The sequence below is a fragment of the Rhodospirillales bacterium genome (assembly GCA_016712595.1).
Taxonomy (GTDB): domain Bacteria; phylum Pseudomonadota; class Alphaproteobacteria; order Rhodospirillales; family Defluviicoccaceae; genus Defluviicoccus.
Genome location: JADJQT010000001.1, coordinates 2,528,858 through 2,541,624, shown reverse-complemented (window position 1 = coordinate 2,541,624; position 12,767 = coordinate 2,528,858). Strand labels below are relative to the sequence as shown.

At 66.0% G+C, this 12,767-nt stretch carries 13 protein-coding genes; 11 read left to right on the top strand and 2 right to left on the bottom strand.

Features of this window, described 5'->3' with window-relative positions; genetic code table 11:
* Positions 1 to 2: 2 nt before the first annotated feature.
* The 3 genes from IPK66_11440 (at position 3) to IPK66_11430 (ending at position 2,370) form a co-directional block, all read left to right on the top strand.
* On the top strand, positions 3 to 713 hold the full coding sequence (locus tag IPK66_11440) for an ABC transporter ATP-binding protein (protein MBK8175844.1): 711 nt from the start codon (positions 3 to 5) through the stop codon (positions 711 to 713).
* 25 nt (positions 714 to 738) lie between these two features.
* Complete coding sequence (locus IPK66_11435) at positions 739 to 1,113, top strand: hypothetical protein (protein MBK8175843.1); 375 nt, start codon at positions 739 to 741, stop codon at positions 1,111 to 1,113.
* A 153-nt stretch (positions 1,114 to 1,266) separates the two neighbouring features.
* Positions 1,267 to 2,370 (top strand): branched-chain amino acid ABC transporter substrate-binding protein, encoded by a 1,104-nt coding sequence (locus IPK66_11430; GenBank protein MBK8175842.1) that lies wholly within the window; start codon positions 1,267 to 1,269, stop codon positions 2,368 to 2,370.
* Positions 2,371 to 2,508: 138 nt separating this feature from the next.
* On the opposite strand, the gene IPK66_11425 is transcribed toward IPK66_11430, so the two are convergent.
* Complete coding sequence (locus IPK66_11425) at positions 2,509 to 2,958, bottom strand: MucR family transcriptional regulator (protein MBK8175841.1); 450 nt, start codon at positions 2,956 to 2,958, stop codon at positions 2,509 to 2,511.
* Between the two features lie 467 nt (positions 2,959 to 3,425).
* Between IPK66_11425 and rpiB the strand changes: the two genes are divergently transcribed.
* The 7 genes from rpiB (at position 3,426) to leuA (ending at position 9,677) form a co-directional block, all read left to right on the top strand.
* Complete coding sequence (rpiB, locus tag IPK66_11420; protein MBK8175840.1) at positions 3,426 to 3,869, top strand: ribose 5-phosphate isomerase B; 444 nt, start codon at positions 3,426 to 3,428, stop codon at positions 3,867 to 3,869.
* 20 nt (positions 3,870 to 3,889) lie between these two features.
* Positions 3,890 to 5,200: a serine hydroxymethyltransferase gene (locus tag IPK66_11415; protein MBK8175839.1), complete on the top strand. Its 1,311-nt coding sequence runs from the start codon at positions 3,890 to 3,892 to the stop codon at positions 5,198 to 5,200.
* A 49-nt stretch (positions 5,201 to 5,249) separates the two neighbouring features.
* On the top strand, positions 5,250 to 5,702 hold the full coding sequence (nrdR, locus tag IPK66_11410; protein MBK8175838.1) for a transcriptional repressor NrdR: 453 nt from the start codon (positions 5,250 to 5,252) through the stop codon (positions 5,700 to 5,702).
* Between the two features lie 34 nt (positions 5,703 to 5,736).
* Entirely contained in the window at positions 5,737 to 6,831 is a 1,095-nt protein-coding gene (gene ribD / locus IPK66_11405) for a bifunctional diaminohydroxyphosphoribosylaminopyrimidine deaminase/5-amino-6-(5-phosphoribosylamino)uracil reductase RibD (GenBank protein ID MBK8175837.1), read from the top strand.
* An 84-nt stretch (positions 6,832 to 6,915) separates the two neighbouring features.
* Complete coding sequence (locus IPK66_11400) at positions 6,916 to 7,326, top strand: PilZ domain-containing protein (protein ID MBK8175836.1); 411 nt, start codon at positions 6,916 to 6,918, stop codon at positions 7,324 to 7,326.
* Between the two features lie 101 nt (positions 7,327 to 7,427).
* Positions 7,428 to 7,658 carry a hypothetical protein gene (locus IPK66_11395; protein ID MBK8175835.1) on the top strand — a complete coding sequence of 77 codons (231 nt, stop codon included), beginning with the start codon at positions 7,428 to 7,430 and terminating at the stop codon, positions 7,656 to 7,658.
* 324 nt (positions 7,659 to 7,982) lie between these two features.
* Positions 7,983 to 9,677 (top strand): 2-isopropylmalate synthase, encoded by a 1,695-nt coding sequence (gene leuA / locus IPK66_11390; GenBank protein MBK8175834.1) that lies wholly within the window; start codon positions 7,983 to 7,985, stop codon positions 9,675 to 9,677.
* A 102-nt stretch (positions 9,678 to 9,779) separates the two neighbouring features.
* Here leuA and IPK66_11385 read toward each other — a convergent pair whose 3' ends face one another.
* On the bottom strand, positions 9,780 to 11,045 hold the full coding sequence (locus IPK66_11385) for a D-amino acid dehydrogenase (protein MBK8175833.1): 1,266 nt from the start codon (positions 11,043 to 11,045) through the stop codon (positions 9,780 to 9,782).
* Positions 11,046 to 11,244: 199 nt separating this feature from the next.
* On the opposite strand from IPK66_11385, the gene IPK66_11380 reads away from it, so the two are divergent.
* Entirely contained in the window at positions 11,245 to 12,747 is a 1,503-nt protein-coding gene (locus IPK66_11380) for an NAD(P)H-hydrate dehydratase (GenBank protein ID MBK8175832.1), read from the top strand.
* Positions 12,748 to 12,767: the final 20 nt, after the last annotated feature.

Below are 12,767 nucleotides of genomic sequence, written 5' to 3'. Positions count from 1 at the left end.
AGATGCTGTCCGTTGCCGGCGTGCACACCTTCTATGGAAGCATCGAGGCGCTGCGGGGTGTCGATATCGAGGTCCGCGCCGGCGAGATCGTTACCCTGATCGGCGCCAATGGCGCCGGCAAGTCGACGCTGCTGATGACCATCTGCGGCCAGCCGCCGGCGACGCGCGGGGAGATCCGCTTCGAGGGAACCGACATCACCCGCTGGCCGACGCACGCGATCATCGGCGCCGGCATTGCCCAGGCGCCGGAGGGCCGGCGCATCTTCGCGCGGATGAGCGTGCTCGAAAATCTGCTGATGGGGGCCACGACCGGAAATCCGGCGCACCTCGACAGTGACCTCGAACGGGTGTTCGAGCTGTTCCCCATTCTCAAGCACCGCAGCGATCAGCGCGGCGGAACCCTGTCCGGCGGTGAGCAGCAGATGCTGGCGATCGGACGGGCGCTGATGAGCCGGCCGCGGCTGCTGCTGCTTGATGAGCCCTCGCTCGGCCTGGCGCCCCTGGTGGTCAAACAGATCTTCCGGACGATCGAGGAGATCAACCGCGAGCAGAACGTCACCGTTTTTCTCGTCGAGCAGAACGCCTTTCACGCACTCAAGCTGGCGCACCGCGGTTACGTGCTGGTTAATGGGCGCGTCAGCTTGTCGGGAACGGGTGACGAGCTTTTGAATAATCCCGAAATCCGCGCCGCCTACCTCGAGGGCGGGCATTGATGGCGGCCGGGGGAGATCGCCGATGATCGAAGGCTGGCTCGGCAGTTCGCTGACGGTGTTTGTCGGCGTGACCGGCATCCTGACCGGATTCGCCGCGTTCATGACCGGTCAGGCGGTCGCCGGAACCTGGAAACCCTACTGGCAGGTGGTGATCTACTGCGCGCTGCTGGGCGCGGCGGCGCGGTTTCTCGGCTTTGCCCTGTTTCAAGGCGTGCTTTGGTCGCTGACCGGCTATCTGTCAAGCGCCGCCGTGCTGTTGTTGATCGGCACCGCCAGCTTCCGTCTCACCCGTGCCCGCAAGATGGTCTGTCAGTATCCGTGGGTGTACGAGCGCTCCGGACTGTTTACCTGGCGGGAGCGGCATCCGGACGGCTCCGGCGGTGAACTCACGCGCACTTGACAACCTAATCATCGCAAATCAAGGCTGTTCAAGAGCGGTGTTCGCGCCGCGCATCACCGCGATCGGCCGTCTCGATCGTCACTCCTGTCAGCATCGCGGCCGCGCCGCTCAAGCGACACGCACACCGACAATGCATACGGAAGGAACGCACCGATGAGATTTTTCAAGCCCATCCTCGTTGCCGTCGCGGCCCTTATGGCCGGCGCGGCAATGCCAGCCTTCGCCGATATTCCGATCGCCGTCGTCGGGCCGATGACCGGTCAATACGCGGCCTTCGGCGCCCAGATGAAAGCCGGCGCCGAAATGGCCGTCGAAGACCTCAACAAGAAGGGAGGCGTCCTCGGCCAGAAGCTGGTCCTCGAAATTGGCGACGATGCCTGCGATCCGAAGCAGGCGGTCGCCGTCGCCAATCAGGTAGCGAGCAAGGGCGTAAAACTCGTCGCCGGACACTTCTGCTCCGGATCGTCAATTCCCGCCTCCGATGTCTACGCCGAGGAAGGAGTGATCCAGATCTCGCCGGCATCGACCAATCCGAAGCTGACCGAAGCCGGCAAAGCCAACGTCTTCCGCACTTGCGGGCGCGACGATCAGCAGGGCAGTGTCGCCGGCAATTACATCGCCGACCATTTCGGCAAGGAAAAGATCGCCATCGTCCACGACAAGCAAGCGTACTCGAAGGGCCTCGCAGACGAGACGAAAAAGCAGCTCAACGCCCGCGGTATCCAAGAAGTGATGTACGAGACGATCACGCCCGGCGAGAAGGACTATTCGGCACTGGTCAGCAAGCTGAAGCAGGCCGGCGTCGAGATTCTCTACTACGGCGGCTATCACACCGAGGCTGGCCTGATCGTGCGTCAGATGCGCGAGCAGGGCATGTCGACCAAGCTGATTTCAGGCGATGCGCTGGTCACCGAGGAGTATTGGGGCATCACCGGGCCGCTCGGTGAAGGTACGATGATGACGTTCAGCCCGGACCCGCGCAAGAACCCGGCGGCGGCGCCGGTGGTGGCGGAATTCCGCGCCAAGGGAATCGAGCCCGAAGGCTATACGCTGTACACCTATGGTGCGATTGAGGCATGGGCGCAGGCAGTCGGCGATGCCAAGGGCACGGATACCAAGAAGGTCATCGACGCGCTGCATTCGAAGTCGTTTGACACCGTGCTCGGCACGATCAGCTTCGACGAAAAAGGCGATGTGAAGGCGCCCGGGTACGTATTTTACGTTTGGAAGGACGGAAAGTACGATTACGCCCAGTAAGCGCTCGCATCTTGATAAAAACAGCCCGGCGGAACGGGTCCGCCGGGTGTTACCTCGTCTCCGGGCCCATATTCCGGTCCCCATCCCATGGCTGGGCGGCCAAAGGACGGGCCCCGAGATTGCCCCCCCTTGTCAGGATCAGGCGCGGGCCTTGCTTCCGCGCTCATTCTCCTGGGCCTTGCGGCCAAGACCGATGCGCTTGGCGAAATCCGATCGCTGCCGGGCATAGTTCGGTGCGACCATCGGATAGTCCGGCGGAAGATTCCACTTGGACCGATACTCTTCAGGAGTCATGTCATAGGTAGTGCGCAGGTGGCGCTTGAGCATCTTCAACTTCTTGCCGTCTTCGAGGCAGACGATGTAGTCCGGAGTCACGGACTTACGGATTGACGTCGCGGGTTTCGGCGACTCGATTGGCACCTCGACCGGCGGTACGTCCAGCGAATTCAGAGAGTTGAAGACGCTGTGAATGATTTCGGAAATCTGCGATGTCGCAACTTGGTTGTTGCTGAGGTAAGCGGCGACTACGTCTACCGCCATGCGCAACACCTCGTCCCGCGATACTTCGTCATTGTTACTGTCGCTCATGAGAATTCGACCTGACTGCAATAAGGCCCCATCAGTTTTTTATGTAGCACGCGGTCCCGCGCCACTGTCAATGGTAAAATAGAAAACGTAGAGTATTCGAAATCCGCATGCTTGTCGGGACAAAATAACGGTATCATGCAAATCGTCTCACAGAAGGTGCCACAAAGCCTGCACCGGCCGTGAACTGCCCTTTTCGGCATGGCGTGGTCGGAGGTTTCGCGGCGCTCCGCGCGACGGTATCTACCGGCTGACTGGAGAACCGGGGTCAGCTCGGGCGCGTTGTGGGCAGTCAAGTTCATGTGTGCGCAACAGGGCGGGACCGTGCGGACGAGGGGCGCCGTGCTGCGGGCGCAGGCAGCAGCAGCGGTAGCCCGGGCGAAGGATGGTGGCGGGCTGGCCATCCGCTCCGAGATATGGTACGAACAATCTTTGTAATCGCAGTTTTCTCGGACAGTTCGGCACAGACGATGAAACACGAGCCGGTCGGACTGGCCAGCGATCACGCTGGCTATGATCTGAAGCGGATTCTCCTTGAGGAGGTTGGGCAGCTCGGCTGTGTGGCGGTCGATCTTGGCGTTGATGGCACGGAGTCGGTCGACTATCCGGACTACGGGTATGCCATGGCGCATGCCTTGCGCGCGGGGCGGGTGGCGCGCGGGGTCCTCGTCTGTGGCAGCGGCATCGGTATCAGTATTGCCGCCAACCGCTTTTTGGAGGTGCGCGCCGCGCTGGTCTACGATGCGCTCGGCGCCCGCCTTGCCCGGGAACACAACGATGCCAACGTTATCTGCTTCGGTGGGCGCATGATCGGCGCCGATGTTGCGCGTGACTGTTTGCGAGTCTTCCTCGCTACGCCATTCGAGGGAGGTCGTCATCGGCGGCGCGTCGATAAGCTCGCCAAGCCACTTTGAAATCATCGCGGGAGCCTTGAATGTCTTATGCCGCTCACTCCACCACCGTCGACGCTGGCGATCGCTTCTTCGAAGCGTCGGTGAGCGAGTCGGACCCGGACCTTGCCGCGGCCATCGCCGATGAGCTGCAACGCGAGAAGGACCACATCGAGCTGATCGCCTCGGAGAACATCGTCTCGCGCGCGGTGCTCGAGGCGCAAGGCTCGGTGCTGACCAACAAATATGCCGAAGGCTATCCCGGTCGCCGCTATTATGGTGGTTGCGAATATGTTGACGTCGCCGAGGCGCTGGCGATCGAGCGGGCGCGAAAGCTCTTTGATTGCGGGTTCGCCAACGTCCAGCCGCACTCGGGCGCCCAGGCGAACGGCGCCGTCTACCTCGCGCTGATGCAGCCGGGCGAGACGCTGCTCGGCATGTCGCTCGCCGCCGGCGGCCATCTGACCCACGGGGCGGCGCCATCGATCTCCGGCAAATGGCTGAACGCCGTGCAGTACGGCGTGCGCCGCGAGGATGGGCTGATCGATTTTGACGAGGTCGAGCGGCTCGCCGCCGAGCACAAGCCGCGAGTGATCGTCGCCGGCGGCTCAGCCTATCCGCGGATCATTGACTTCGCCCGTTTCCGCGCGATCGCAGATCAGGTGGGCGCCTATTTCATGGTCGATATGGCGCATTTCGCCGGCTTGGTGGCGGCGGGCGTCTATCCCAGCCCGCTCCCGCACGCGCACGTGGTGACGACGACGACGCACAAGACCCTGCGCGGCCCGCGCGGCGGCATGATCCTGACCAACGACGCCGATCTCGCCAAGAAATTCAACACCGCGGTGTTTCCCGGCCTGCAGGGCGGCCCGCTGATGCACGTCATCGCCGCCAAGGCGGTCGCCTTCGGCGAGGCCCTGCGCCCGGAATTCCGCGGCTATGCCGAGCGGGTGGTGGAAAACGCTAAGATGCTGGCACGCACCCTCATCGAGGGCGGGCTCGACATCGTCTCTGGCGGAACGGATTCACACCTGATGCTCGTCGATCTGCGACCGAAATCGCTGACCGGCAAGGCGGCTGAGGAGAGCCTCGGCCGGGCGCATCTGACCTGCAACAAGAACGGCATTCCGTTCGATCCGCAAAAGCCGACGATCACCTCGGGCATCCGCCTTGGCACGCCGGCCGGCACGACGCGCGGCTTCGGACCCGCGGAGTTCCGCCGGGTGGGCGAACTCATCGTCGGCGTGCTCGACGCTCTCGCCAACAATCTCGACGACAACGCCACGGCGGAGCAGGCGGCGGCGGAGCAGGTGGCGGGGCTCTGCCGCCGGTTTCCGATTTATCCCGGCCTTTAAGCGCCGCTCGTAACCGACGACAGCGCCGAGATCGGCGAGGAACAGCCTTATGCGATGCCCGTTCTGCGGCCATGACGATACCCAGGTCAAGGATTCGCGTCCGACCGAAGATCATGCCGCGATCCGCCGGCGACGGTATTGCCCGGCGTGCGGCGCGCGGTGGACGACGTTCGAGCGGGTTCACCTGCGCGAGTTGACGGTGATCAAGAAGAACGGCGAGCGGGCGCCGTTCGACCGCGACAAGCTGTTCCGCTCGCTGCGCATCGCCCTGCGCAAGCGGCCGGTGGACGACGACCGCATCGAGCGGATCGTCAACAGCATCCAGCGCCGGCTGGAAACCTTGGGCGAGTCCGAAATTCCGTCGAAGGTGATCGGCGAGATGGCGATGGATCAGCTCTCGCAGCTCGATCAGGTCGGCTACGTCCGCTTCGCCTCGGTCTATCGCAACTTCCGCGAGGCGAAGGACTTCGAGGAGTTCGTCGAGAGCCTTGGCGACCGCTGAGGCCGTCTCGCCGGGCGGCACCGACGACGCTTATCTGCGTTCGGCACTCGTCCTCGCCCGGCGCGGGCTGGGCCGGGTGTGGCCCAATCCCGCAGTCGGCTGCGTCCTGGTCGCAGGTGGGCACACCGGCAGGCGCATCGTCGGGCGCGGCGTTACCCAGCCGGGCGGCCGGCCGCATGCCGAAGCCATCGCCCTGGAGCGGGCAGGGCGGGCGGCGCGGGGCGCCGTCGCCTACGTTACCCTTGAGCCATGCGCGCACGACCGGGCGGGCGGCTCGTGCTGCGCGGCGCTGATCGAAGCCGGCATCGGCCGCGCGGTTATCGCCTGCGAAGACCCCGATCCGCGCACCAACGGGCAGGGCGTCGCCCGGCTGCGCGCCGCCGGCATCCCCGTCACCGTCGGCCTGCTTGGCGAGGAGGCGGCGGCGCTCAACGAGGGCTTCTTCCGCAGGGTGCGGGACGGCCGGCCGATGATCACCTTAAAGCTCGCCACCTCGCTCGACGGGCGCATCGCCGCGCCGTCGGGCGACAGCAGGTGGATCACCGGCGAAGAGGCCCGTGCCCGCGGCCACCTGCTGCGCGCCAGCCACGATGCCATCCTTGCCGGCTCAGCAACGGCGCTCGCCGACGATCCGTCGCTGACCTGCCGACTTCCCGGACTCGAAGACCGCTCGCCGGTGCGGGTGATCGCCGATCGCCGCCTGCGCCTTTCGCCGGACGCTCTGGTGATCCGCACCGCCCGTCAGACCCCGACCTGGGTGCTGACCTCCCCCGATGCCGATGCGCAGCGCCGTCGTGCCCTCGAAGCGGCAGGCGCCGAGGTCGTCACCCTTGCCGGTGCGCCGCCCGATGCCGCGGCGATGGCCGCAGCGCTTGCCGCCCGCGGCATTACCCGCCTGCTGATCGAGGGCGGCGGCGAAATTGCCGCGGCCTTTCTTGCCGCCGGCCTCGTCGATCGCCTCGCCTGGTTCACCGCGCCGCGCATCCTCGGCGGCGACGCCACCCCCGCCGTCGCCGCCCTCGCCTTGCAACGGGTGAGCGATGCCCCTACCTTCGCTGTCCTAGGGCGGGGATGCTTCGGCGATGATTTTCTGACGGACGGCACTCGCCGCAGCCAAGACATACGCTAAATCCGCCAGGGCGTTCCGCTGGTCGTCGTGACCAAGGCGGGCTAAACATGCTCGCCGTCACCGTCGATCGATCGAGCATCGAGCATGAGGCACTTCATTCGCCATCCCGTGGACATTCCGATCGAAGTGAGCGCGGATGAGCAGTCACTTCACGCCTTGCCTCACGCCTGCAACGTGAGTGTCGGCGGGCTGGCCATCCAGTCCGACGTCGAGCTCAAGCCCGGCGCGATCATCGATATCCGCATCCCTTTCGTGCGACCGATGTTCGAGACCAAGGCGAGGGTGGTCTGGTGTCATGATCATGAACAGAATTTCGACCTCGGGGTCGAATTCCTCGATCCCGAAGACGCATTTCGCGCCCGCATGGTCGAACAGGTCTGCCACATCGAAAAATACAAACAAGACATGCACAGGGAAGGCCGCTATATCACGCCTGAGGAGGCGGCCATGGAGTGGATCGACAAATACGCATGGCGATTTCCTGGAAACTATTAACTATATTTCTTTAGTACACCTTTAAAAAACATCTTGGTAACTGCTCACCGGGTTGGCATTTTGGGGTTGCGCGGGCGGGCTGGATGTGAGTCAAGGCATGGATGCCTCCGCCGTTTCGGTACCGCCTCAGTGACCGGGAGAAGGACGCGCTGCTCACGGAGCAGGCGGCGTTGATCGAGCGGCAGGCGATGCGCATCGCGGAGCTCGAGGCGCTGCTGGTGAGCAATTACGGCTTTGGCGCTGGCCCGATGGACAGGCCCGCGGCGCGCGGGAGGACAGCACATCGGCGGTTGACAGGACGGGCCGGGGAATGCACTTTAATCTCATTATGACGAAGATGAGATGCGGCCTTCTCCGACTTTCCTGCCCGGCCTCCTGAAGAGGGGTCGGGTTTGTTGTGGGATAAGATCTAGGGTCCGCAGACCGGGTTTCGTTATGGTTTCCTCGCCGATGTCTTGTGCTGGTGGTGCTGTCGCGCCCGAGCCGCGCGCCTGTGCCTTCGTTCTCGCCCCGGTGAACGTCCCGGCGATTGTTCTTGTCCGCGCGCGCCTGCGACTTCCCGGCGGTCGTCGGGACTGACGGCAGCCCGGCGGCCGTAGCGCTGCCCAATTCCTCCTTATCCACACTGAAACGCCTTAAGCGGAGCACGCTTTGCCATGCTGTGCGCACCCGAGACCAAGTATCGTCCGTTTACCCCCGTCGATCTGCCCGACCGCACCTGGCCGGCGCGCCGCGTGACCCGCGCGCCTCGCTGGTGCTCGAGCGACCTGCGCGACGGCAACCAGGCGCTGATCGATCCGATGAACCGCGAAAAGAAGCGCCGCTTTTTCGATCTTCTGGTCGATACCGGTTTCAAGGAGATCGAGGTCGCCTTTCCCTCGGCCTCTCAGACCGACTTCGACTTCGTCCGCCACCTGATCGAGGGGCGCGGCGTGCCCGAGGACGTCTCGATTCAAGTACTCACCCAGTCGCGCACCGATCTGATCCATCGCACCTTCGAGTCCCTGCGTGGGGCGCAGCGGGCAACCGTGCATCTTTATAACGCCACTGCTCCGGTGTTCCGCCGCGTCGTTTTCGCGATGGACCGCCAGGGCGTCATTGACCTTGCCGTCGCCGGCGCCCGCACCATCCGCGATGCCGCCGACCAACAGCCGGATACCCGCTGGAGCTTCGAATACTCGCCCGAGACCTTCTGCTTTACTGAGCTCGACTTCGCGCTCGAGGTCTGCGAGGCGGTACTCGACGTCTGGCAGCCGACTGCCGAGAACCCGGTGATCCTCAATCTGCCGGCGACGGTCGAGGTGGCGATGCCCAATGTCTATGCCGATCAGATCGAATGGATGTGCCGGCACATCTCGCGGCGCGACGCGGTGGTGATCAGCGTGCACCCCCATAACGACCGCGGCACCGGAGTGGCTGCCGCCGAGATGGCGATGCTCGCCGGCGCCGATCGCATCGAGGGTTGCCTGTTCGGCAACGGCGAGCGCACCGGCAACGTCGATCTGGTCACCCTGGCTCTCAACCTCTATTCGCAAGGCATTGATCCCGGCCTCGATTTCTCCGACCTGCGCCAGGTGGTACGCACCGTCGAGGAATGCACGCAGATCCCGCTGCACCCGCGCCATCCCTATGCCGGCGAGCTGGTGTTCACCGCCTTTTCCGGCTCGCACCAAGACGCCATCCGCAAGGGCTTCACCGCCCAGGCGCAACGCAACGACGGGATCTGGGAGGTGCCGTACCTGCCGATCGATCCAGCCGACCTCGGCTGTTCCTATGAGGCGGTTATCCGGGTGAACAGCCAGTCCGGCAAAGGCGGCATCGCCTGGGTGCTCGATCAGGACCAGGGGCTGCACTTGCCGCGCCGCTTGCAGGTCGATTTCAGCCGCGTCGTCCAGGAGCTGGCCGACCGCAGCGGGCACGAGCTCACCGGCGCGGATATCTGGACCGCGTTTCGCTCGGCCTACTGCCTCGACGGTCCTCAGCGCTTCGCTTTGGTCAGCTATGCCGAGGGCGCGGCCCATCGGCCGGTGGAGGGGTCGAGAGATGGCCGGCGCTTCAGCGGGCGGATCAGCGTCGATGGCACGGAGCGGGCGATCGGTGGTGTTGGCAACGGCCTGATTTCCAGCACCCTCGATGCGCTGAGGAGCGCCTGCGGCGTCGAACTCGACGTCGTCGACTATCACGAGCACGCGCTCGGACGCGGCGCCGATGCCCAGGCTGCCGCCTACGTCGAGTGTACGACTGCGGATGGGCGCACCGTCTTCGGCGTCGGCATCGATGCCGACGTGGCCACCGCCTCGGTCCGCGCCGTGCTCAGCGCCGCCAACGCCCTTGCCAGGGAATCGTCGTAAGCGCGCGTCCGGCAATGCCGCCCGGCCGTACGATCGCGGTCGCGGCGGCGAGACCGCCGGCCGGGCCGCCATTGCTGGCTCGTCACTGCGGCCGTCCGGCGATCAGGCGAAGCGGTCGAGGGCGAGGCCGTCGAGTGGCACCGGGGCGGGACGGCCGGCGATCACGTCGGCGAGGATGCGGGCGGAGCCGGCGGCCATCGTCCAGCCGAGCGTGCCGTGCCCGGTGTTCAAGAACAGGTTCTCGAAGCCGGTGCGGCCGATGACCGGCACGCCGTCGGGGGTCGCCGGGCGCAGACCGGCCCAGAACTCGGCGCGGCCGGCATCGCCACAATCGGGAAACAGCTCCAGCGCCGTGCGCAGCAAGAAACGCCCGCGCGCCTCGCTGATGCGGACGTCGTGACCGATGAATTCGCCGGTGCCGGCGATGCGCAGCCGCTCGCCGAGCCGGCTGTAGACCATCTTGAACGCATCGTCGATGAGGCTGACCGTGGGCGCTCCAGCGTGCCCGGCGACGGGGACGGTCACCGAGTAGCCCTTGGCGGGATAGACCGGCAGTCGCAGTCCTAACGGCGCCAGCAGCCGCGGGCTGAAGCTGGCGAGCGCGACAATGATGACGTCGGCCTCGATCTCGTCGCGGTCGGTCTCGACGGCGGCGATGCGGCGCGCACCGCCCGCCGCCGCCGGGCGCAGGCGGCGAACGGTCTCGCCGAAACGGAAGACCACACCGCGCTCGGCGCAGACGCGGGCGAGTTCACGGGTGAAGACGTGCGCATCGCCGCTCTCGTCCTGCGGGCTGAAGATGCCGCCGACGAGCTGGTCGCGTACGCTGGCCAGCGCCGGCTCGAGCGCGATGCAGCCCTCGGCGTCGACGACGCGCCGCTCGCAGCCGAGACTGGTCATCAGATCGGCGCCGGGCAGCGCGTCGTGAAAGTCGCGTGGATCGCGGAAGATATGCAAAATTCCCCGGGTCAGCGCATCGTAGACGATGCCGGTCTCTGCCCTAAGGCGGGCGATCTGCCGGCGGCTTTCCAGGGCCACGCCCAGGGCTCGCTCGATGTTGATCCGCACCCGGGCCCGGGTACAGTTGGCAAGGAACCGGGCCAGCCAAGCGGCGAGCGCCGGGTCCCAGCGCGCGTGCAGCAGCAGCGGTGCATCGCTGCGGCCGAGCCAGCGCAGCGCCTTCCATGGCGTCGACGGCGTTGCCCACGGAGTGACGTGATTGGCCGAGATCTGCCCGCCGTTAGCGTAGCTGGTCTCCAGTCCAGCGCCCGGCTGACGGTCGATAACCGTCACAGAGGCACCATCTTTGGCCATGTAGTATGCCGTTGTCACGCCGATGACGCCGGCACCGAGGACGACGACGTTCATGCGGCACGCGCGCCGCGACCAACAGACGCGGTCGCAGCGCCGATAGCGTAAGGACTGGTGATCAAAGGGATGGCGGCGAGAGGGATATTCATTGGAGGGTTATAGGTCGCGCGCCCACATTTCACCAGACCGGCAGGCAGGATATCATCGGCTCTCCGCCGGCTTGCGGCGGCGCTGCGAGACCCGCGGATTGTTATCCATGCGCAGCACCACCTTGTTCGCCGATGCATTACTCACCGTCGCGGAAATGTACCGGGCGGATTCTGCCGCGGTTGCCGCCGGCGTGCCCAGCCTGGCGCTGATGGAGGCGGCGGGGGCGGCGATCGTCCGCGAGATCCGCCGGCGCTGGCGGCCACGTCCGGTCACCGTCTTGTGCGGGCCGGGAAACAATGGCGGTGACGGCTTTGTCGCTGCCCGGCTGCTGGCGGGGCAGGGATGGCCCGTCCGCCTCTGCCTGTTGGGCGATGTCTCCACCCTGCGCGGCGATGCGGCGGTCAATGCCGCGCGCTGGGCGTTTGCCGTTCACCCGCTTGACGACGCACGATTGGAAGGTGAGCCTCTGATCGTCGACGCGCTGTTCGGCGCCGGTCTGTCGCGGGCGCCCGACGGGCCGGTGGCGAGCTTGATCGACGCGATCAACCGGCAGGGTCTCGATTGTATCGGCGTCGATGTGCCGAGTGGCGTGCACGGTGATACCGGCGCGGTGCTGGGAACGGCGCTGACCTGCCGGCTGACGGTGACATTCTTTCGTCGCAAGCCGGGGCATCTGCTGCTGCCGGGACGCGAGCGGGCGGGCGAGGTCATCGTCGCCGATATCAGCATCCCGGCCAAGGTCCTGGACGACATTCGCCCCACGGTCTTTGCCAACGCTCCGGCGCTCTGGCTTGAGCGGCTGCCCCGGCCCGGAGCCGAAGCACACAAGTACACCCGCGGCCACGCGTTGATTGCTGCCGGGACGGAGATGAGCGGGGCGGCGCGCCTTGCGGCCGATGCCGCGCGGCGGATCGGCGCGGGGCTGGTGAGTGTCGCGGCCCATCCCGATGCCCGGGGGATCATCGCCGCCGGCAGCCCGGGGACGATCGTCGCAACCGTGAGCGACGAGGCGGCGTTTGATGCCCTGCTCGCCGATCCACGCCGTAACACCGTGCTTCTTGGTCCCGGTGCCGGCGCCAGCGAGCAGACACGCCGGCGTGTACTCGCCGCGCTGGTCGCCGGCAAGTCCTGCGTGTTCGATGCCGACGCGTTGACCAGTTTCCGCGACGCCCCGCGCGTCCTGTTCGATGCGATCGCGTCACCCTGCGTGCTGACCCCGCACGAGGGCGAGTTCGCCCGGCTGTTTCGCTTCGAGGGCGATAAGCTCACCCGCGCTCGCGCCGCCGCCGCCGCCTGTGGCGCGGTGGTCGTGCTCAAGGGTGCCGATACGGTGATCGCCGATCCCGGTGGGCGGGCGGCGATCAACGAGGGGGCGCCGCCCGAGCTCGCGACCGCCGGCAGCGGCGACGTGCTCGCTGGGATGGTCGCGGGGCTCTTGGCACAAGGATTGCTGCCATTCGATGCGGCCTGCGCCGCGGCGTGGATTCACGGCCGCGCGGCCGCCGCATTCGGCGCGGGGCTGATCGCCGAGGACGTGATCGGCGCGATCCCGCAGGTGCTGACCGTGCTTCGCACGTCTCGCGGGAATGGGGCGATGCACGATCAATGATGATTGCGATCTCAACACTC